Raw genomic sequence first — 20,853 nt, 5'->3', positions numbered from 1 at the left:
ACCGCTTCGGTGTTCTTGAACTTCGGTGTTCGTGAACTTCGGTTTACGGATTCACGGCGTGCGAGGCCATACGCCGAACGGCGTCGACATCACACATCGTGATCACTCTTGTTCGAACCGCCGCCGGAATCGATCTTCCATGCGAGATGTGAAGCCACCGCCTTTACGGCCGGACTTCGGCTTGTTGCCCCCGCTTCGAGGCCTGCCGGATTGCTCGGACCCGTTTTCGGCTGTCGCGTCGCCCTTGCCCGCGGGGGCACCCTTACGGGATCCCCCGAGAATGAAGAGAACACCCGCACCGAACATGAAGACGAAGCCGACGAGGCTGACCACCGGAAAACCACCGGGCTTGAAGGGCAGAGCCAGCCCGGCAATGAGAAGAACAAGCCCCAGCACGAAAACAGCCGCCGCTTGAAAGCGGCGCTTGCTCGATGCCGTACGCATGCGTCCACTTCGGACGTGAGAAGCGAACTTGGGATCCTCGGCGTAGAGAGCGCTCTCGATCTGGTCGAGCATGCGCTGCTCGTGCTCGGAGAGTGGCACGGTACCTCCCCCTGCACAGATATTGAAAGTCATTTCGGATGCGAAACGACGGGAAGCTGACCTTGGCGGCTACCTGCTGTCAATAATACGAGCAGAATCGCCTGCTTACCACCTACTCGGTCGATGTGTTCCTGAGAAAGTTCGAAGTTTGGCCGCGTGAGGGACAGAACACCATGTCGAACTACCTCGGACCGACCGGCCCGGGGGCGACGCACGTCACGCAGTCATCGATCGACGAGCACTGTCGGAGCGATCCAGCCGAGAATCCGCACCGATACGGTCCTCCACGACATGAAGGAAGTGCCCCACTTCACGATAGAACTCGTCCGCATCACCTTCGCTGATCGACCGAGACAATCCTGCCTGCAGCGCCGCGCGAGTCGCGGAGAATCCCGCGAAGTACTCCGCCCACTCGTCCAAATCCGGCGCCGCCTTGCTCAGCAGCACCCACGCGCTCCGCGATCGAGCGCGGGACTGCGATATCGGTGTCGCTTCGAGAACAGCAGCCGCACCGCGCAACGCGGCCATGTAGCAATCGAGGAACCGCTCGGTTGCGTCCGCCGCGCCGACCGAGCGTGACAGAAACGCATCGGCTCGACCCAGGAGCACCCTGGCACGAGGCGACACCGGCGGACGTACACCGCTATGGAGAACTTTTGTGGCCATACTCGAACACCTCCCGTTCGAAACGCCGTACGTGATCACATTCCGACACGCCCGGACCATGATGAAGCTCTAAGGTCGGAACCCGGCGAGACTCGCTTCCCTCGAGCTCATCGCCGGATCACCGACATCGAACATCCGTTCGACATATTCAATATAGCTGTGCCCACCGACAAGTAGTCAAGGAAAGGTTGAGAACAGTCGACACCGACGCGGAGACGACCCCCTACCTGGTGGACCTGTCCCCCCAGGAAATTCGCCGTCGCCTTCCCGAGGCACTGGCGATCTACGTCGAGGCCATGGGCTACCCGCGAGGCACCGAATACCATCGCGCACCCATGTGGTCCGAACACGTGTCACGACCGGGATGGCGCGGCGTGGCAGCCGTGCTGCCCACCTCGGACGCACCGATGGTTGCCATCGCATACGGGTACCGCGGAGCACGACATCAGTGGTGGCACCAGCAGGTTCGCGATGGACTACGTAGATCCGGATGCAGCGCCGAGCACGTCGACGAGGTGCTGTCCGACTACTTCGAACTGACCGAATTACACGTCAAACCGGATGCGCAGGGACACGGACTCGGCAGCGCACTGACGCGCCGACTCCTCCACGGGCGCGACGAGCGCACCGTATTGCTCTCGACGCCCGAGGTCGCGGACGAAGGCAACCGTGCGTGGCGTCTGTACCGACGACTCGGCTTCGAGGACGTGTTGCGGAACTTCACCTTCTCGGGCGATCGACGGCCGTTCGCCGTGCTGGGTCATGCGCTGCCGTTCGACGTACCCACCGACATATAGCGTGTGAGAGGTGATCGACGTCGTTGTCGTCGGCTCCGGGCACAATGCCCTGACCGCGGCCTGTTACCTGTCCGACGCCGGCCTCGCCGTCGAAGTTCTCGAACGCGACGTCATCGCCGGTGGCGCCGTATCGTCCGTCGAACGCTTTCCCGGTCACCGCGTCGACCGCGGGTCCTCGGCGCACATCATGGTCCGCCACACCGGCATCATCGAGGAACTCTCGCTGGCGGCGCACGGGCTTCGATACGCCGAATGCGACCCATGGGCTTTCGCGCCGGGCGCACCTGGAACCGATGAACCCGCGCTGGTGTTCCACCGTGATCTGGGCCGCACCTGCGATTCCATTGCCGCTGCGTGCGGGCCTGCCGACGCGAAGGCGTACAGAGATTTCGTCGCCACGTGGGGCCCGAGAAGTGCTCGCACGATGCGAGCGTTCTCGGCGCCCCCGACGGGCAGCAATCTGCTTCGTTCGTTCTGGGGTCTCGGCGCCCCCGACGGCGGGAGCGCCCTCTCGCGAGAGTTCCTGACCACCGGTGACGCACTACTCGACGAGATGTTCGACAGTGAGCGACTCAAAGCTGCGCTCGCCTGGTTCGGCGCACAGTCCGGCCCTCCCATGTCCGAACCCGGTACCGCTCCGATGGTCGGATTCGCCGCGCTCATGCACACTCTCCCGCCCGGCCGCGCGATCGGAGGCAGCGGCGCACTCAGCGAGGCGCTGATCTCCAGGCTGACCTCGACAGGCGGCGGACTCAGCGTCGGCGACGCGGTGACGTCGGTCTCCCGCCGAGGAGGAACGTGGGAGACGCGAACTGCATCCGGGCGGGTTCTGCCGAGCCGCATCGTCGTCGCCGGATGCCACATTCTCACGACACTCGACCTGCTGATCGCCGGTGGCCACGACAGCATCCCCGTCGAAGCCTGGCGGCGGCGTATACGCGTCGGGCCCGGCATCGGCATGGCTGTACGTCTCGCGACCGACTCGCTGCCGCGCTACGCCAGCGCGGACATCGAATCCGACGCCACGAGCGGCCTGCAGCTGTTGGTTCGGGACAGAGCGCACCTCCGTGCGGCACACGGGGCGGCGTCCGCGGGTGAGCTTCCCCCGACTCCTGCGGTACTGGGAATGTCCTTCACCGCACTCGACCCCAGTGTCGCTCCCCCTGGGCAACACCAAATTTCGTTGTGGTCGCAATGGCACCCGCACACGCTCTCCGGTGGAAGGACATGGCGGGACTCCTCGGAATCTCGCGCCGTCGACGATGTGGCCGAGCGTGAGGCCGCTCGGATAATTGCCGAGATGGAGGTGCATGCACCGGGGTTCACCGCGTCGATTCTGGATCGTCATGTTCAGTCCCCCGTGGACATCGAACGCGAGCTGGGCATGATCGGCGGCAACATCATGCACGTGGAGATGTCGCTGGATCAGATGATGATGTGGCGACCTGTTCCTCAGCTGTCCGGGCATCGGGTTCCAGGCGCCCCTGGTCTGTATCTGACCGGTGCATCCACGCACCCCGGCGGCGGTGTCTCCGCGGCGAGTGGACGCAGCGCTGCCCGTATCGCCCTCGCGGACACCAGGGCAGGCCGTCTTCGCCGGTGGATAGGCGAGAAGGTCCGATGATTCGACTCGTCTGGGTTCTCGTGACGGCGGCCCTGTTGGCCCAGATCGCATATCCGCTGGTGACCGGCACGCAGCGCGATGTGGTCACCGTTGCCGTCGTCGCGCTTCTCGCCGCAGCCGTTCTGACCCATGCCGCAGCGTCGCGCGGCATCGCGTGGACACTCGTGCTGTGGGTAACCACAGCCGGCCTCGGACTCCTCGCCGAGATCGTCGGGACAGCAACCGGATTTCCCTTCGGAAGCTACTTCTACGCGACCGACCGGCTCGGCCCCGAAATATGGGGCGTCCCCGCCATCGTGCCTCTCGCGTGGACCGCAGGCTTCTACCCGATCAGATGTGCCGTCACCTACGTGCTCGAGCGCACCGAAGCGACCCAGGATCGGCTGCGCGTACACCGCGCGATCGCAACGGCACTGGGAATGGTCGGATGGGATCTGTATCTCGACACTCAGATGGTCACCGACGGACAGTGGACGTGGACGTCGGACATTGCGGGCCTACCCGGCATTCCGTCCATTCCCGTCACGAACTACCTCGGATGGTTCATCACAGCCCTGGTCATGGCTCTGATCGTCGATGCGGTCGGTGACCGGATCGGTCCGTCGACGATGCCCGCGGCGCCGCTCTCGGACGCGGCTCCCCTGGTGTTGTTCACCTGGACGTGGCTCGGTTCTGCGTTGGCGCATTCAGTGCTCCTGGGCGGCGGCGAACTTCGTTTTTCCGCGGTATACGGATGCGCGGCGATGGCCATCGTCGGCATTCCCTTCGTTCGAACCTGGCTACGGGGGTACAGACGCGCCGCCGCGGTAACTCCCTGACACGCTCTCGGTTACTCGTCTGGCACGATGTCGCTGTGCAGTCGACAATCCGTGAAGGCAAGTCTCGTAACCGTCGCCGACTCCTGTCGGTGCTCGCGTTGGCGCTGTTTCTCGCGCCCCTGCTGACCGGATGCCTGCGAGTCCAGGTCTCGATGGGCGTGTCCGCCGACGACCGCGTGTCCGGCCAGATCGTCGCAGCCACGATTCCGACCTCGGACACCGACACCGGGCCGACCCTCACGGCCCCGTCGACTCTGGCGAGCAAGATTCGGATCGAGGAATACAAGCAGGACGGGTACGTCGGGACGCAGGCACGATTCAGCGATCTGTCCTTCGGTGACGTCCAGACGCTCGGTTCGATGTCCGGCCAGGCAACGGGAAGTTTTCAACTCGTCATGCAGCGCTCCGGCGACCAGGTCACCCTGGACGGCAAGGCCGATCTGCAGACTGTCCCGGTCCAGGGAACCGACGTGCAGTTCACGATCGCGTTTCCCGCTCGCATAGGCACGACCAACGGCACGCGCGACGGCGACAACATCATCACCTGGAAGCTGCCGGCGGGCGAGGTCACCTCGATGCGCGCCGAGGTGAACTACCCGGACCCCAACACTCGTAGTTTCGCCGGCTGGGCCGGAATCGTGGGCGGCGTGACCGTGGGTGTCGCGGCGATCGTAGGAGCGATGGCATGGGTCACGCGCAATCCTTCGGTCAGGCGTGATGCCGAGGGAAGCGACAAGCCCGCAGGTTCCGGTCGCGATTCGGCGTGAGCCGGGGTTCCACCTTTCTGCGATGTTTCACCGTCGCCGGCGCTGCGTTGTCCGGAGTGTCGGCGGCCATGTGCGTCCTCAACGCGGCGACGATGCCGCGCCTGCGCCGTGCACGATCGGTCGGGGAATCGGTAACCGTCTGCGTACCCGCACGCAACGAGGCACGAACCATTGCGCGACTGATCGCCGATCTCCGGGCGCAGCACTACGACGGCGATCTCCAGGTGCTCGTGCTGGACGACGACTCGACCGACGACACCTACGCCACGGCTCTCGCTGCGGTGGACGGTGATCCGTGCATCTCGGTCTTCGCGTCGAATGCTGAGCCTCCGCCAGGATGGACGGGCAAGGCCGCGGCGTGCAGGACCTTGGCCGATCTCGCGTACACCGGCCGCCCGGACCTCGATGTTCTCGTGTTCGTCGATGCCGATGTACGGCTCGCCGACGACGCGATCGCTGCCGCAGTGGCAGCACTACGCACCCACGATGTCTCGTTGCTGTGCCCATGGCCTGTCCAGCGCACCGGTAGCGTCGCCGAAAAGCTCGTTCAGCCGCTGCTCGCCTTCTCGTGGATGTCCATGCTGGCCGTGCGCTCGGCCAATCACTCGTCTCGGTCGTCGACTGTGGTGGCGTGCGGGCAGCTGATGGTCTTCGACGCATCCGACTACCGCGACATCGGTGGCCACGCGAGCGTTGCGTCGAGCGCGACGGAGGATCTGGACATCGCCCGAGTTCTTCGCCGCCGCGGCAAGGCAACCGCCGTGGTCGCCGGAGCGGGATTTCTCTCGTGCCGGATGTACGACGGCTGGGCGGAGTTGGGCAGCGGATACACGCGGTGGTTGTGGTCGGCGTTCGGAGGTCGGATCGGCTCGGGCCTCGTGCTGGTCACGATGGCGCTGGCCTACCTGGTTCCGCCACTCGCCGCTGTCGCCGGATCCGGTGCAACACGTCGGATCGGATGTGCCGGGTACGGCGCGGCCGTTCTGTCGAGAACCGTCGCCGCACTGTCCGAATCCGGTGACAGATCCGTCGTCGGTGCGGTCCGGCACGCGGCAGCAGCGTCGGCGCACCCGGTGTCGACGGTGACCTACGCCTTCTTGACCGTCGACTCGCATCGGCGACGCGCCCGTGGGCGGCTGTCGTGGAAGGAGCGTGCGCTCCTCGGCGCGGGAGACATCTCAGACCCGGGCGGGCGACAGTCCTAGATTCGTCAATACCTCGCGGGTGGCCCTGGCGAAGTTCAGCGTGATGAAGTGCAACGCCGGTGCGCCCTCGGCGATCAGTCGCTCACCGATCGAAGTCGCGAGTTCGATTCCCACCTCGCGCACAGCTGCACGGTCCTCCTCCTGACCGGTTCCCGCTGCCTTGACGAACCTGTCGTCTATCTCGCGCGGAAGTGCAGATCCGGACAGTGCGAGCGCGCGGCGCACCGAACGCAGCGAGGTGATGGGCATGATCTCGGGAATCACCGGTTTGCGTCCCTGCTCGGGATCGAACGCGACCACTCGATCTCGCAGACGCAGATAATCGTCGACGTCGAAGAACATCTGGGTGATCGAATATTCGGCGCCCGCACGCAACTTGTTCACCAGTACCCGGGTGTCCTGCTCGAGGTCGAGCGCCCGGTAGTGGCCCTCGGGGAACGAGGCGACACCGACGTGGAAATCGCCCAGTTCGCGAACCAGACATACCAGTTCCTCGGCGTATTCGACGCCCTCGGGATGCTTTTCCCAGTCCCCCAGTGGATCACCGGGCGGGTCTCCGCGTAACACGAGAATGTTCGAGATTCCCCGATCGGCGTACGCCCCGACCATCGATCTCAGCTCGTCGATGCTGTGAGACACCGCTGTCAGGTGAGCAACGGGCAGCAGCGTGGTCTCCTCGGCAATCTGTCCGGTGACACGCACCGTTCGATCACGCGTCGACCCACCTGCTCCGTAGGTCATCGACACGAACGCCGGTTGCATCTGCTCGAACTCTCGAACCGCTCGCCACAGCCGAGCCTCGGCTGCTTGATCGCGCGGCGGCGAGAACTCGACCGAGAAGGGAATCTTGGATTCGGTAGTCGTCCGCAGGCGATCGACGATCGACGGGGTTCGGGTGACCCAGCCCTCACTCGACCGCCCCCTGACGGCATCACTTGTCACCGCCACATCATAGTTTCGGTCCGGCGGTGCCGTCACGGCAGCCTCGTGGACGGGTGCCGACTAGGGTTGGCGGGGCTAGACCGCCCGCGCTCGACTGGAGGATCCCCTGTCCGGAGACCTGACCTCGCACACCACTCGCGAATCGACAGAACACGACTTCGCCGTACACGACGCGACCGCGAATCCCGCCACCCTCGTCGAGTCGGCCCTCGAAGCCTTCTTCGCGTCCAAACGGCCTCAGGTCGCGGCCGTAGGCGGTGGATACCCAGCGGCCGTCGAAGACCTCGTTGCCTTCGTCCTGCGCGGCGGAAAGCGGATTCGGCCTGCATTCGCGTGGACGGCATGGCTGGGCGCTGGAGGCGATCGAAGCAGTACCAGCGCACCGTCGGTGTTGCGCGCCTGCGCATCTCTGGAACTGATCCAGGCGTGCGCACTGATTCACGACGACATCATCGACGCCTCCGTCACGCGGCGCGGCTACCCGACGGTCCACATCGGCTTCGCGGACCGGCACCGTGGTCTCGGGTGGTCGGGTTCGGCCGAGCGGTTCGGAGAATCCGCAGCAATCCTTCTCGGAGACCTCGCACTGTGCTGGGCCGACGACATGCTGCGTGAAGCCGGTCTCGACTCCGACACCGCGGCGCGGATCTCACCTGTGTGGTCGTCGATGCGTACCGAAGTGCTCGGTGGTCAACTGCTCGATATCGAAGCCGAGGCCGGGCTCGACGAATCGGTGGACGCCGCCATGCGTGTCAACCGTTTCAAGACGGCCGCGTACACCGTCGAGCGCCCACTTCACCTCGGTGCACTGCTGGCCGGTGCACCGAGCGAGCTGGTCGAGAGCTACCGGGCGTTCGGCTCCGACATCGGGTCGGCATTTCAGCTCCGTGACGACCTGCTCGGCGTTTTCGGTGATCCGGGCGTCACCGGCAAACCGTCGGGCGACGACATCCGCGAGGGAAAACGAACAGTGCTGATGGCCGTCGGCATGCAACTGGCCGACCGGGACCGACCGGACCTGGCTGCGCTGCTGCGTACCAGCCTTGGCGACGCCGATCTCGCCGAAGACGACATCCGCGCCATTCGGACCGCGCTGACCGAACTCGGCGCCGTCGACGACGTCGAACGACGCATCACCGAACTCACCGAGCGGGCACTGGGCACGTTGGACGGCAGCACCGTCGAACCGGGCGCCGCAGCACGTCTACGCGCAATGGCCGTGTCCGCAACTCAACGACAGTACTGATCGGACCGGGGACACACATGCCGTCAGCACGATCGATTCCAGGCCCAGTCGACTCCGTCGTCGTCGTCGGCGCAGGACTTGCAGGCCTGTCCGCGGCGCTGCATCTGACGGGAGCGGGCAAGCGCGTGACCGTGCTCGAACTCTCCAGCACCGTCGGCGGCCGAGTCGGGACGTACACGGTGCCCGGTGCCGACGGGAAGCCGCTGTACGACATCGACAACGGCGCAAGTGTGCTGACCATGCCCGAGCTGATCGGTTCCGCACTCGCCGCCGTCCGAGAAACCTTCGCGAGCACGACGCCGCCGATCCGCCTCGAAAAGCTCTCCCCCAGCTATCACACCCGTTACGCGGACGGCAGCCACATCGATGTGTTCTCCGACCCCGAACTGATGAGTGCCGAGGTGGCACGAGCGTGCGGCAACGCCGAGGCCGACGGTTACCGCCGCCTGCGACGGTGGCTGGCATCGATCTTCGACGCGGAGTTCGACCGATTCATCGACTCGAACTTCGATTCACCACTCGACCTCGTCTCGACCCGGTCGGCACTGCGGGACACCGCGACGCTCGCGGCCCTCGGCGGCTTCGGTCGCCTCGGAGCCCGGGTCGGATCGTTCCTGAAGGACGAGAGGCTGCAGCGGGTTTTCACGTTCCAGGCCCTGTACGCCGGAATGGCACCATCGAAAGCGCTGGCGGTGTACGGCGCCATAGCGCACATGGACACGTCCATGGGCGTGTACTTTCCGGCCGGTGGAATGTCGACCATCGCCGCGGCGATGTCGGACGCATTCGTACGCAGCGGTGGAATTCTGATCACCGATGCCGAGGTGAACGGGCTGACCGTCGAGGGCGGGCGCGTCACCGCAGTCGAGGTTGCGGACGGTCGCAGCTTTCCGTGCGACGCCGTGGTACTCACGCCCGATCTTCCCGTCGTGGATCGGCTTCTCGACCGAGCCGGAGTCACCTCCCGCGGCCGGCGACGCGGATACTCGGTGGTCTCGCCGTCCGCGGTCGTGTTCCACGGGACCGTGCCGATCCGGGTGACGGACACGTGGCCGACGTCGGCGCATCACACCATCGACTTCGGCGATGCATGGGCGCAAACTTTCGCACGGATCACCGCACGGCGTGGCCGCGGACAACTGATGGACGACCCCTCGCTGCTCATCACCCGACCATCGGTCACCGATCCGACGCTCCGCATCATGCGGGACGGTGTGATGTGCGAGCCGATTTCGGTTCTGGCGCCGTGCCCCAACCTCGCGAGCGCCCCGCTCGATTGGGCGCGCCTCGGGCGTCCCTACATGCGTGAGATACAGGGTGTGCTCGAGCAGCGAGGGTACCGAGGTCTCACTACCGACATGACCGTCGACCATCTCGACACACCACGTACGTGGCTCGACCGCGGGATGCTGCACGGCTCACCGTTCTCGTCGGCTCACGTGTTCCGCCAGACCGGGCCGTTTCGTCGCAAGAACGTCGTCGAGGGCCTGGACAACGTGGTCCTGGCCGGGTCGGGAACCACTCCGGGTGTCGGCGTGCCGACAGTCCTCGTATCGGGCAGACTTGCCGCTGAACGTGTCGTCGGACCACTCGGTGCGCCCCGACCGAAGGCGTCGTTGTTCGGAGACGACGGAGGTAGCCACTAAACTGGCTCCGGTCCGCCGGTCGAGCACTCTTGTTCGCCCCCTCTGCCCCCAGTTTCGTCCCCACCCGAGAGGAGAATGACCCGGCAATGTCCTCGATCTCGTCGAGTGCTGCTACCTCGGGTGCTGCCGATTCCGAGCCCGCCGACGGGGCGCCCGTCGACGCAGCGGCGCCTGCGTCGCCCTCGCGAGTACGCAGGCTTTCCCTCTTTCTCCGTAGCCCCGAAGGCCACGCTGCCCTGCTCGGTGTTGTCGGTGCGATTCTTATCACGTTCGGCGGTTTCGGAGCTGGGAGTGTACGGCGACGAGATCCGTTACTCGAGTCGATGCATCTGTCATGGCTCCGTTTCGGGCACGGCCTGGTTCTGTCCAGCATCTTCGTCTGGCTGGGCGTGCTGTTCATGATCATCGCGTGGGTTCGTCTGGGCCGAGCAACTCTGGGTGGGCGCACGACGCTCGGTGAACTCCGCTGGGTGGTGCCCGCATGGACAGCTCCGCTGCTGTTGGCGGTACCCATGTTCAGCCGCGACGCATACTCCTACCTTGCGCAGGGCGCGCTGCTACGCGACGGGTTCGACCCGTACGCCGTTGGGCCCGTGGCGAACCCCGGAATACTCCTCGACAACGTCAGCAACGTCTGGACGACGACGACAGCGCCGTACGGACCTCTGTTCCTCCTGCTCGGGCAGGCGATCACCGCGGTCACCGGAGACAATGTCATCGCAGGCACGATGCTGCTGCGCGTGACGATGCTCCCCGGACTGGCATTGATGGTGTGGGCGGTGCCACGACTGGCCGGACATCTCGGCGGTAAACCTGCTCTTGCGCTGTGGTTGGCCGTCCTCAACCCGCTCGTGCTGATCCATCTCATCGGGGGTGTGCACAACGAACTTCTGATGGTCGGGCTGATGACCGCAGGTATCGTCCTCGTTCTCGAGCGGCATCACGTCGGTGGAATAGCGCTCGTGGCCATCGGCGTCGCCATCAAGGCAACCGCAGGTCTAGCGCTGCCGTTCCTGGTCTGGATCTGGATGATTCACGAACGTCGTCAGGCCATCGAGGAGCATCGGAAACCGATGTCTCCTGTTGCGGCATTCGCCAAAACCGCAGGCATCGGTTTCGGGGTCTTCGCCGCTGTGTTCGCAATCGCCTCCGCAGTCGCAGGCGTCGGAATCGGCTGGCTCACCGCGTTGTCGGGTTCCGCGAAGATCATCAACTGGCTGTCGCTGCCCACCATCCTCGCGCACCTCGTCACCGTCAGCACGTCGTGGTTCCTCGACGTTCGCCTCGCCCCGGTACTCGAGGTGACTCGCATGCTGTGCGCGATAGTCCTCGTCGTGGTGATTCTCGGGACGTGGTGGTTGTACCGGCGCACCGAGCGCGACGCCGTCAAGGGCATCTTGATCACCCTGGTCGCAGTGGTGGTGTTGTCCCCCGCCGCGCTGCCCTGGTACTACTCGTGGCCACTGGCGCTTGCCGCCGGGTTCGCGTTGTCGCCTCGCACCCTGATGATTCTCGTCGGGTTGTCGACGTGGCTCATGCTGGTCTTCCGTCCCGACGGATCCATCGGGTTGTACACCGTTGCGCACGTTGCACTGGCGACGTTCGCCGCTGTCGTCGCCGCGCTGTCGCTGACCCGAGTCGATCCCCTCCGACTCCGCTCCAGGTCCTCGACCGGAGTCGCTCGTGAAGCCGAAGCGAGTACCGCCGACCGTGGGTGAACTCGACGGCATCGATCCCGCGCTCCACGACGCGTACGTGATCTGCCGTGACCTGAACGCGCAGCACGGCAAGACGTACTTCCTCGCCACGAGGCTGCTCCCCACGGACAAGAGACCTGCAGTGCACGCGCTGTACGGCTTTGCCCGCATGGTCGACGACATCGTCGATGTCGACGTGAACTCGGCCGATGTAGAACTGCCTGATCTCCCCCCGGACACGGCAGGCGTGTCCACGGTGGATCGGCAAGCAGCAGCCAAGCTGGACGTCCTCGAGCGCCGCGTTCGTGCCGCCCTCGCCGGAGATACGTTGAGCGCGAGTCGCTCCGACCGGGTGCTCGCAGCGCTGGTCGACACCACCGATCGGTACGGTATTCCGCACGAGTACTACTACGCGTTCTTTCATTCGATGCGAATGGACATTCCGGGAACGCCGATGTTCGTCTCGCGCTACCGGACCATGACCGAGCTGTCCGAGTACATGTACGGTTCTGCGGCCGTCATCGGATTGCAGATGCTGCCGATCCTCGGCACGACCGTCGATCGAGACGTCGCCGAGGGACCAGCGGCCGCTCTCGGCGAGGCCTTCCAACTGACCAATTTCATCCGCGACATGGGCGAGGACCTCGACCGCGATCGAATCTATCTCCCGACCGAGGAGCTCGCTGCATTCGGCGTCGACGAAGACGTGCTGCGCGAGAGCAGAGCCACCGACCGGACCGATCCACGTGTCGAACGCGCACTTGCCCACCTGATCGCGCACACTCGGGCGATGTATCGCACGGCCGAACCGGGCATCGACATGCTCGCCCCTGCGGTTCGACCTGGCATGCGCACCGCATTCACGCTGTACGGCGACATATTGCGCGAAGTCGAGGACAGCGGTTACCGAGTTCTACGCCAGCGCGCACGTGTTCCAGGATGGCGTCGCCTGTCCGTCGCGGCTCCCGGCCTCGCGGCTGCGGGATGGATCACCGCACGAGGCACGATCAGGGGACGCGGGAAGATCAGAACGCCATTGCCTGAGCGCGCCTGATCACCTCTCGCATCAAGTCGCCGTGCAGCGCGTCGACCGGACGGCCGGGCAAACTCTCGTCCTCCGCGAAAAGCCAGCGCAGGGCCTCTTCGTCTTCGAATCCACCATCGTGCAGCACTGCCAGCAGCCCCGGGAGGCCCTTGACGATCGTGCCGTCGCTCGTGTCGAGGAATACCTCGGGAACTCCAGGAACCCGATTTCGCTTCACCGCGATGAGTAGGCGATCACGCAGCATCTGCTCGACGCGTGATTTGGGCACCCCGAGCGCCTTGCTGACGTCCGTCAACTGCATCAGAGACTCGGCGGGGTCGAGGACGTCGTCGGAGTAAGGGATAGTGCTCACTCCGGTAACGTTAACGGGTTCGTCCCTGGATCAGAAAAGCGCTGGTTACGAAAAGCCCGCCCACAGGGTCGTCTCCGGCTGAGACAGAGACGATATCTGCGCTGGCTACCATCGTCCGGTAGCGACTTTCGAAGGAGGTGTTCCTCAGGTGATGTCAGTTGGGTCCGCGTCAGCGGGTTCGTTGTTGGATCGGCGCTATCGCATAGATGCGCCGATTGCACGTGGAGGGATGTCGACGGTCTACCGCGCTCTGGACACGCGGCTGGATCGACCCGTCGCGGTCAAGATAATGGATCCGAAGTTCGCCGACGATCCCCAGTTCGTGGCTCGATTCGAGTTCGAGGCGCGTGCAGTCGCTCGGTTGACCAATCCAGGTCTCGTCGCGGTGTACGACCACGGGCGCGACGGCGAGTACGCGTTCCTCGTCATGGAACTCGTCGAGGGAGGCACACTTCGAGAGCTGCTGCGTGAGCGCGGACCGATGCCTCCACACGCAGCTGCGGCAGTACTGCGGCCGGTACTGGACGCGCTGGGGACCGCGCACAGGGCAGGGCTCGTGCATCGCGACATCAAACCCGAGAACATCCTGATCTCGGATTCGGGTGATGTGAAGATCGCCGACTTCGGACTTGTTCGAGCTGTCGCCGCGTCGAACGCCACCTCCAGCAGCGTGATTCTCGGCACTGCCGCGTATCTCTCCCCCGAGCAGGTGACCGTCGGATCCGCGAACGCAGGCAGTGATGTGTTCGGCGTAGGCGTCGTACTGTTCGAGCTGCTCACCGGCCGGGCGCCCTTCACCGGAGACACCTCGCTGTCCATCGCGTACCAACGCATCGACAACGACGTGCCGAGACCGAGCAGCCTCATAGCCGGTGTTCCGCCCGAGTTCGACGACCTCGTTCGACGGGCGACCGTTCGAGACCCAGCGGGTCGGTATCAGAACGCCGACGAGATGGCACGCGCCTTGCGCGGTGTGTGCGCACGGTTGGAACTGCCGCCCTATCGAGTGCCCGCACCGAAGAAGTCGGCCGAACACCGCAGTGCAGCCGCACTCGGTGCGCCGACGACCTTCGCCGGCCAGCGTCACGACCTGCCCGACGCGCCTGCCACCGAGGTGGTGAGCGCACCTGCATCGGAGGCGCACTCTCCGCGACCGGCAGCGGGGCTTCAACACACACGTGTGCACACAGCCCCGACGTCGCGGGGCGAACACGACATCGACGACTCACCGCCGGCGCGAGGTCAGTACCAGTTCCCCGATTTCGCCGCCGACCGGCAGCGGTCGCGTCGAGCAATCGTCATATGGCTCACCATCGTCGCCCTGCTGGCAGTGCTCGTCGGTGTAGGCGGCTGGTGGATGGGGTCCGGTCGGTACACGTCCGTTCCGCTCGTCGAGGGGCTCGATCTCACAGGCGCGACGTCGGAGCTCGAATCCGCAGGATTGACGGTGGCCACGCGAGGCACCTATTCCGACACAGCCCCCGCCGACTCGCTCATCGGGACCGACCCGACGTCCGGATCACGTATCACCAAGGGCAGCACGGTCTTTCTCCTGACGTCACTCGGTCGACCCACCGTCCCCGACATCGCACCGAACATCGCCATCGGTGACATGCAGCAACTACTCCGCGACCGAACGTTCGACCCCACCGACGGGGGCGAAGCATTCAGCACCACCGCGCCTGTCGGCGGCGTGGCCGCGTTGGACCCCGCCCCCGGCACGGCGCTCTCCGTCGGAGACACCGTCAAGATTCTTCGGTCCAAGGGCGCTCCCCCCGTCGATGTTCCCGACATCGAGAACATGACCGAGAGCGACGCGACTGCCGCACTGGCCACGGTCGGAATCTCGGTGTCGGGCACGGACGTCGAGTTCGACAAACGCGTCGACGGCGGCCACGTCGTCAGCAGTGACCCGAAGGTCGGTGCGTCGGTGACAGCCGGCAGTTCGATCCGATTGACGGTGTCGAACGCGATCACGGTGCCGTCACTTCTCGGCCGATCGGTCGGATCTGCCCGTGATGTGCTGCAGACACTCGAGCTGGACGTCAAGGTACGGCAGGTGGTGGACACCGACGGGTCGCTGGTGATCACCCAGAACCCGAGCCCGGGTACCAGAGTCGCACCGGGCTCGTCGGTGTCCCTCGTATCCCTGCCCTAGCGGTTGGATTTCAGCCGCGGAGCATCTCGGCGACGAGGAACGCCAACTCCAGGGACTGCTGGGTGTTGAGCCGCGGGTCGCACGCGGTCTCGTAGCGTCCCGACAGGTCGAGGTCCGAGATGTCCTGCGCGCCACCGAGGCACTCGGTGACGTCGTCTCCGGTGAGCTCGACGTGTATGCCGCCCGGGTGCGTTCCGAGGGCGCGATGGATCTCGAAGAACCCCTGAACTTCGTCGACGATCCGATCGAAGTGACGTGTCTTGTATCCGGTCGACGCCTCGTGCGTGTTTCCGTGCATGGGATCGCACTGCCAGATGACCTGGTGCCCGGACGCCTGGACCTTCTCGATGATCGGAGGCAGCAGATCGCGCACCTTGCCGTTCCCCATCCGCGAGATGAGCGTGAGTCGGCCCGGCTTGTTGGTCGGATCCAGCCGCTCGACGTACTCGAGTGCCATCTCGGGCGTCGTCGTGGGACCGATCTTCAGACCGATGGGGTTGGAGATCAGCTCCGCTAGCGCAATGTGCGCGCCGTCGAGCTGCCTGGTTCGATCGCCGATCCACAGGAAGTGTGCAGACAGGTCGTACAGCTTGGGCTCGTCGGCATCGGCGTTGTCCAGGCGCAGCATCGCGCGCTCGTAGTCCAGCACCAACGCCTCGTGACTGGCGAAGATCTGTGCGGTCTCGAGTTTCGGATCCGTCACACCGCAGGCATCCATGAACCGCAGCCCACGATCGATCTCGCCTGCAAGAGCCTCGTAGCGCGCCCCGGCAGGCGAACTCTGCACGAACTCACGGTTCCAGTCGTGAACCTTGTGCAAGTCGGCCATCCCAGCGCCGGTGAGCGCTCGGACGAGGTTCATCGCGGCACTCGCGTTGGCATATGCGCGAACCAGACGTGACGGATCGTGGCGGCGCACGCCTTCGTCGGCGACGAGCGAGTTGACCATGTCGCCGCGGTACGACTTCAAACCGAGTGCGTCGGTGTCCGACGAGCGAGGCTTGGCATACTGCCCGGCGATGCGACCCACCTTGACCACCGGCATGCTCGCGCCGTAGGTCAACACGACTGCCATCTGAAGCAGGGTCCTGATGTTGCCCTTGATGTGCGGCTCGGTGTTGTCGACGAACGTCTCGGCACAGTCGCCGCCCTGCAGGAGGAACGCTTCGCCACGGGCGACGGCAGCTAGTTGGTCGGACAGCGATTCGACCTCACTCGCGACCGTGATCGGCGGTACGCTCTCGAGAACCTTGCGCATGTCGGCGGCTTGGTCGGCGTCCCACTGCGGCTGTTGAGCCGCTGGCTTCGCCAGCGCCTCGTCGAGCTGAGACCGCAACGACGGCGACAACGGCGGAAGCTCGGGCAAGCGATCGATGGGTACGTCGACAGTCCAGTTCACGTGCCCAGGATATTCGCTTGCCGCAAACCGGCGGCGGTCGGCTCCCCCGGTGCAGTCGGACCCCGGCTCTCAGGGCTCGACTGTCAGGGCTCGGGTCTCTCAGACCGATGCGGCCTGGATCGCCTCGAACTTCGCGAGATTGTGACGAGCGTCGGCAAGTGCGTCGTGGGCGTCGTCAGGGGCCGGCGGCAGGTACGGGCTGCCACGGTCCTCCCACAGCTGCCGGAGCTCGCGAGTGAAACGTGGAAGCGATCGCGGCAATTCCGTCATCGAACCCCAGAGCTGACACAGTGCGACGTGATCGTACGCAGCGACCCATGCCCAGAGCTCGACCTCCGAACCGGGGGTCGGAACCAGAAATTGGAGCAGTTCTTCCCGGATCCGGGTCCGACTCATCCACAGCGGCGACGAGTACGGTGGCAGCTTGGGCAAGACGTTGCGTCGAACCCACTTCCCGGCACGTTCGGGGTCGAACTCGGACGAGACCGCATAGAACTCGCGGCCTTCTTCGGATACGACCGCGATCGAGACCAGCTCGATCGTGCGACCATCTTCGATGAACTCGGTGTCGTAGAAGTAGCGCACGAACGACAGACTAGCCCGAGCGCCGACGTCGAGAACACTTCGACCGTCGGCGAAGTTCCACTGCGAACGACGTTTCACTGCCAGCGAAGTTCAACCGTATCGATAGGAAGTTCCTTGACGTCATCCGACATCACCACGCCGCTCGACTCCGATGTGTCGGCGACGGACGTCGGCCTTCGTCGTCGTGCCGCACTGTCGAGACGAGCGATTCCACTCGTGTGCGTCGTCATCGTGCTCGCCGTCGTCGCAGGGTTGGCGTACAACCTGGTGGGGTTGCCTGGACTGCGGGCACTCGGGGACTACTACCGTATCGACCTCGACGTGTATCGACTCGGCGGCCGCGTATTCGTCTCCGGCTCACCGCTGTACGGCCAGATGCCGCCGACGGCCATCGGCAACACCCTGCCGTTCACCTATCCCCCCATCGCAGCAACGATCTTCGGTCCACTGTCGATGATCTCGTTGCACTGGGCGGGCATCGTCGTCACCGCGGTGTCGTTGACCTTGCTGTTCGGCACTATCGTGCTGACGCTGGTGTCGTTGGGAGTCGCACCTCGCACAGTGCTGCTGTGGGTTGCGGGCGCTGTGTTCGCGGTGTCGATGATTCTCGAGCCGGTGTTCTCGACGTTCGACTACGGGCAGATCAATATCATCCTCATGGCGTTCGTCGCCGCGGACTGCCTACCGCGCAAGACGCCGTGGCCGCGAGGCGTTCTCATCGGCTTCGTCGCCGCGGTAAAGCTCACCCCCGCCGTGTTCGTCCTGTTCTTCCTGTTTCGCAAGGACTTTCGCGCGGCCGTCGTCTCCGGGATCAGTTTTGCTGCGTTCACCGCACTCGGATTTGCGGTGACGTTCTCCGATTCCCTCCAGTACTGGACGCAAACACTCGTCGACTCGGACCGAATCGGTCGGCCTGCGTACCCGGCCAACCAGAGCATCAGCGGCGTGCTCGCACGGCTGGGGCTCGAGGACTCGATCCGCTCGGCGACGTGGATCGCCGTGTCGTTCGGCCTGCTGGTGCTCACGTTCTTCGCGATGCGAAAAGCTTTCGCGGCGAACCAGACCGCCCTCGGACTCGGCGTGAACGCGATGTTCGGGCTGCTGGTCTCCCCGGTGTCCTGGTCGCATCACTGGGTGTGGGTCGTGCCGTTCATGGTGGCGCTCGCAACCCTGGCCTATCGACGAAAGAATGCACTCGTACTGTGTTTCGTCGGAATCGGAGCGGTACTGATGCACTTCGCTCCGCACTGGGGCCTTGCGATCGGCCGCTCCTCCGGACTCGACTGGCCCCTGTGGGACCAGCTGGCAGCCTCGTCCTACGTCTGGTGGGGTATCGCCGCCATCGTCGCCGTCGCATCCGTGACCTGGCCTACCGCGCGCGAGCCTGGCACACCCGATCTCGATGCGAAGTCCGCACCGAGATCCGGTGCCGTAGTGAGCCCGTAGGTTCTGACAGTGTCGGGGCGTCACGCCATCAGGGCGTCACCGCGTCCCCCGGATCAGCTTGCCTTGGAGTCCGGAAGGCGATCGGCACTGGATTCGGGGCGGGAAATCGGCTTCTTCAACGACGCTGCGTACACGTCGACGTATTCCTGACCCGACAGCAACATCAGGTCGTACATGACCTCGTCCGTCACCGCGCGTTCGACGAATCGGTTCCCGGCCATTCCGTCGAAGCGAGAGAAGTCGATCGGCTTTCCGATCTTGATGGTGATCTTCGCCGGTCGCCACACCCTGGAACCGATCGGATTCATCTTGTCGGTTCCGATCATGGCCACCGGGACCACCTGAACTCCGGTCTGCAGGGCCAATCGCGCCATGCCGGTCTTGCCTTTGTACAGACGACCGTCGGGCGACCGCGTGCCCTCCGGGTAGATACCGAGAATCTTGCCCTTCGATATGACACGTGCACCTGCGTCGAGAGCGTCCTGTGCTGCATCGGCGCCTGTTCTGTCGATCGGCACCTGTCCGACTGCGGTGAAGAACCACTTCTGGAACGCACCCTTGAACCCGGTGCCGGTGAAGTACTCGCTCTTGGCGAGAAACGTGATTCTGCGAGGCACCCTCAACGGCAAGTAGAACGAGTCGAGGACGGCTTGGTGATTGCTCGCGAGAATCACGGGCCCGCGGGTCGGAATGTTCTCGACACCTTCGACCGTCGGTCTACCCAACGCGATCAGGATTGGACCGATGAGGACGTACTTGAACAGCCAGTACCACATGGCGTCCTTCCTGATTCGATTCTGTCATGGCAAGCGGAGCGATACGTGTCTGCTTCGCACACGTGGATCCGTCGGTGACTCTACCTATCGTTTATGACGCCAGCCACAACAACGCCGGGGTCGGGACCGAGGTCACACACTACCGAGATGAGGTGAGAAACTCCGACCGCGCAAGGTCCGCTGCACCGATCATTCCGGCCGCCTCACCGAGTTGCGTACTTCGGATCTGTGCCAGCGGTCGGTGACCCGCACCGGTGATCAGCCGTCCGTAGTGCTCACGCGCCTGATCGAGGAATTGACTGGAGGACGTCGCGACACCTCCGGCGATGACGATCAGATCCGGATCGTAGACATCACTGACCAACGCAAGCCCCATACCGAGCCAGCGGGCGAAATCCTCCATGGTTCGACGAGCGATCTCGTCACCCTCCTGTGCGGCCGATGCGATGCGACGGCCGGTCAGAGAACCGGGATCGAGAAAGACGTCTCTGGCCAGAATTGTCGACGACCCTTGGTCCGAGGCCAGGAACTCGACCGCAGTGTCGACGAGAGCCGTTCCACTGCAATACCTTTCCCAACAACCGCGCTTCCCGCACGGACACGCGCGGCCATCGGGAACGACCTGTATGTGACCGAGTTCGGGCGCAACGCCGTAGCTTCCGCGGTAGATCCGACCGTCGATCAGCAACGCAGCTCCGATACCGGTACCGATCGCGACCATGACCACGTTGCGTCCATCCGCCGCAGCGCCGAATCGATACTCTGCCCACGCCGCCGAGTTCGCGTCGTGCTCGAGAACTACCGGCAGGCCGATTCTTTCACTCATCTGTTTTGCAACAGGGGTGTTCACCCACGGGAGATGAGGCGCGAAGCGGACGGACGTCCGGTCCGAGTTGACGAAACCTGCGACTGCCAAGCCCACCGCCGAAACCGGGTGTCGTGCAGCCAATTCCTTGACAGCACGGTCCAAGCCTCGCTCGAGGGCACGAGCGGAATGCGGCGTGGGCGACTGCGTCGAGTCGATCACTTGACCGTTCGAATCGACGACCGACGCACGGAGGCTGGTACCGCCGACATCGATTCCGATGCTCAGGGCATCACGCTGCCGCTTCATGTGTTCGACCCTTTCTCTGCCGCCCCC

19 protein-coding genes are annotated in these 20,853 nt (G+C 64.7%); 11 read left to right on the top strand and 8 right to left on the bottom strand.

All coding sequences use genetic code 11. The features are described 5' to 3' along the window. Positions 1–102 precede the first annotated feature (102 nt). Positions 103–543, bottom strand: a complete 441-nt coding sequence (locus tag RY1_RS22780) for an SCO2097 family morphological protein (RefSeq protein WP_072806337.1) — start codon at positions 541–543, stop codon at positions 103–105. A 216-nt stretch (positions 544–759) separates the two neighbouring features. Then, a complete protein-coding gene (locus RY1_RS22775) occupies positions 760–1,209 on the bottom strand; it encodes an SAV_6107 family HEPN domain-containing protein (RefSeq protein WP_072806336.1) in 450 nt (149 codons plus the stop codon). Between the two features lie 188 nt (positions 1,210–1,397). Between RY1_RS22775 and RY1_RS22770 the strand changes: the two genes are divergently transcribed. From RY1_RS22770 to RY1_RS22750, 5 genes are all read left to right on the top strand, one after another. Further along, a complete protein-coding gene (locus RY1_RS22770; protein WP_072806335.1) occupies positions 1,398–2,006 on the top strand; it encodes a GNAT family N-acetyltransferase in 609 nt (202 codons plus the stop codon). Between the two features lie 10 nt (positions 2,007–2,016). Then, the gene (locus RY1_RS22765) at positions 2,017–3,630 is read left to right on the top strand and encodes a phytoene desaturase family protein (protein WP_072806334.1); all 1,614 of its coding nucleotides are present in this window, start codon (positions 2,017–2,019) and stop codon (positions 3,628–3,630) included. Continuing rightward, positions 3,627–4,448, top strand: coding sequence for a carotenoid biosynthesis protein (locus RY1_RS22760; protein WP_072806333.1), 822 nt, complete (start codon positions 3,627–3,629; stop codon positions 4,446–4,448). The genes RY1_RS22765 and RY1_RS22760 overlap by 4 nt, the downstream gene beginning before the upstream one ends. Before the next feature lie 35 nt (positions 4,449–4,483). Next, entirely contained in the window at positions 4,484–5,215 is a 732-nt protein-coding gene (locus tag RY1_RS22755) for an LppM family (lipo)protein (RefSeq protein WP_072806332.1), read from the top strand. Between the two features lie 68 nt (positions 5,216–5,283). Further along, positions 5,284–6,420, top strand: a complete 1,137-nt coding sequence (locus tag RY1_RS22750; protein ID WP_072806412.1) for a glycosyltransferase family 2 protein — start codon at positions 5,284–5,286, stop codon at positions 6,418–6,420. Here the strand turns inward: RY1_RS22750 and RY1_RS22745 are convergent. Next, positions 6,394–7,362, bottom strand: coding sequence for a methylenetetrahydrofolate reductase (locus RY1_RS22745; protein ID WP_084727763.1), 969 nt, complete (start codon positions 7,360–7,362; stop codon positions 6,394–6,396). The two genes, RY1_RS22750 and RY1_RS22745, sit on opposite strands and share 27 nt — an antisense overlap. Before the next feature lie 106 nt (positions 7,363–7,468). On the opposite strand from RY1_RS22745, the gene RY1_RS22740 reads away from it, so the two are divergent. From RY1_RS22740 to RY1_RS22725, 4 genes are all read left to right on the top strand, one after another. Beyond that, entirely contained in the window at positions 7,469–8,608 is a 1,140-nt protein-coding gene (locus tag RY1_RS22740; RefSeq protein WP_084727754.1) for a polyprenyl synthetase family protein, read from the top strand. A 17-nt stretch (positions 8,609–8,625) separates the two neighbouring features. Further along, positions 8,626–10,254 (top strand): phytoene desaturase family protein, encoded by a 1,629-nt coding sequence (gene crtI, locus RY1_RS22735; protein WP_072806330.1) that lies wholly within the window; start codon positions 8,626–8,628, stop codon positions 10,252–10,254. 86 nt (positions 10,255–10,340) lie between these two features. Then, positions 10,341–11,972, top strand: coding sequence for an alpha-(1->6)-mannopyranosyltransferase A (locus tag RY1_RS22730; protein ID WP_072806329.1), 1,632 nt, complete (start codon positions 10,341–10,343; stop codon positions 11,970–11,972). Then, positions 11,965–13,005: a phytoene/squalene synthase family protein gene (locus tag RY1_RS22725; RefSeq protein ID WP_072806410.1), complete on the top strand. Its 1,041-nt coding sequence runs from the start codon at positions 11,965–11,967 to the stop codon at positions 13,003–13,005. The genes RY1_RS22730 and RY1_RS22725 overlap by 8 nt, the downstream gene beginning before the upstream one ends. On the opposite strand, the gene RY1_RS22720 is transcribed toward RY1_RS22725, so the two are convergent. After that, the gene (locus RY1_RS22720; RefSeq protein WP_072806328.1) at positions 12,977–13,348 is read right to left on the bottom strand and encodes an Rv2175c family DNA-binding protein; all 372 of its coding nucleotides are present in this window, start codon (positions 13,346–13,348) and stop codon (positions 12,977–12,979) included. The two genes, RY1_RS22725 and RY1_RS22720, sit on opposite strands and share 29 nt — an antisense overlap. Positions 13,349–13,499: 151 nt before the next feature. Here RY1_RS22720 and pknB point away from each other — a divergent pair, with 151 nt between their 5' ends. Further along, a complete protein-coding gene (pknB, locus tag RY1_RS22715; RefSeq protein WP_072806327.1) occupies positions 13,500–15,506 on the top strand; it encodes a Stk1 family PASTA domain-containing Ser/Thr kinase in 2,007 nt (668 codons plus the stop codon). Between the two features lie 10 nt (positions 15,507–15,516). On the opposite strand, the gene RY1_RS22710 is transcribed toward pknB, so the two are convergent. After that, positions 15,517–16,905 carry a class II 3-deoxy-7-phosphoheptulonate synthase gene (locus RY1_RS22710; RefSeq protein ID WP_072806326.1) on the bottom strand — a complete coding sequence of 463 codons (1,389 nt, stop codon included), beginning with the start codon at positions 16,903–16,905 and terminating at the stop codon, positions 15,517–15,519. Between the two features lie 99 nt (positions 16,906–17,004). Beyond that, positions 17,005–17,490: a polyadenylate-specific 3'-exoribonuclease AS gene (locus tag RY1_RS22705; RefSeq protein WP_072806409.1), complete on the bottom strand. Its 486-nt coding sequence runs from the start codon at positions 17,488–17,490 to the stop codon at positions 17,005–17,007. 153 nt (positions 17,491–17,643) lie between these two features. On the opposite strand from RY1_RS22705, the gene RY1_RS22700 reads away from it, so the two are divergent. Then, a complete protein-coding gene (locus RY1_RS22700; protein WP_139279961.1) occupies positions 17,644–18,936 on the top strand; it encodes a glycosyltransferase 87 family protein in 1,293 nt (430 codons plus the stop codon). A gap of 53 nt (positions 18,937–18,989) precedes the next feature. Here RY1_RS22700 and RY1_RS22695 read toward each other — a convergent pair whose 3' ends face one another. Then, entirely contained in the window at positions 18,990–19,712 is a 723-nt protein-coding gene (locus RY1_RS22695) for a lysophospholipid acyltransferase family protein (RefSeq protein ID WP_072806324.1), read from the bottom strand. A gap of 139 nt (positions 19,713–19,851) precedes the next feature. Continuing rightward, complete coding sequence (locus RY1_RS22690; RefSeq protein ID WP_072806323.1) at positions 19,852–20,826, bottom strand: ROK family protein; 975 nt, start codon at positions 20,824–20,826, stop codon at positions 19,852–19,854. Positions 20,827–20,853 lie beyond the last annotated feature (27 nt).

It is taken from the genome of Rhodococcus yunnanensis NBRC 103083 (assembly GCF_001895005.1).
In the GTDB taxonomy this organism is placed as follows: Bacteria; Actinomycetota; Actinomycetes; order Mycobacteriales; family Mycobacteriaceae; genus Rhodococcoides; species Rhodococcoides yunnanense.
This window is presented reverse-complemented; position numbering and strand designations above follow the sequence as displayed.

Excerpts from the sequence above, each read along its gene's own strand:
- RY1_RS22775 (WP_072806336.1), bottom strand. The coding sequence starts at position 1,209 with ATGGCCACAAAAGTTCTCCATAGCGGTGTACGTCCGCCGGTGTCGCCT.
- RY1_RS22760 (WP_072806333.1), top strand. The coding sequence starts at position 3,627 with ATGATTCGACTCGTCTGGGTTCTCGTGACGGCGGCCCTGTTGGCCCAG.
- RY1_RS22750 (WP_072806412.1), top strand. The coding sequence starts at position 5,284 with ATGTGCGTCCTCAACGCGGCGACGATGCCGCGCCTGCGCCGTGCACGA.
- crtI (WP_072806330.1), top strand. The coding sequence starts at position 8,626 with ATGCCGTCAGCACGATCGATTCCAGGCCCAGTCGACTCCGTCGTCGTC.
- RY1_RS22730 (WP_072806329.1), top strand. The coding sequence starts at position 10,341 with ATGTCCTCGATCTCGTCGAGTGCTGCTACCTCGGGTGCTGCCGATTCC.
- pknB (WP_072806327.1), top strand. The coding sequence starts at position 13,500 with ATGTCAGTTGGGTCCGCGTCAGCGGGTTCGTTGTTGGATCGGCGCTAT.
- RY1_RS22695 (WP_072806324.1), bottom strand. The coding sequence starts at position 19,712 with ATGTGGTACTGGCTGTTCAAGTACGTCCTCATCGGTCCAATCCTGATC.
- RY1_RS22690 (WP_072806323.1), bottom strand. The coding sequence starts at position 20,826 with ATGAAGCGGCAGCGTGATGCCCTGAGCATCGGAATCGATGTCGGCGGT.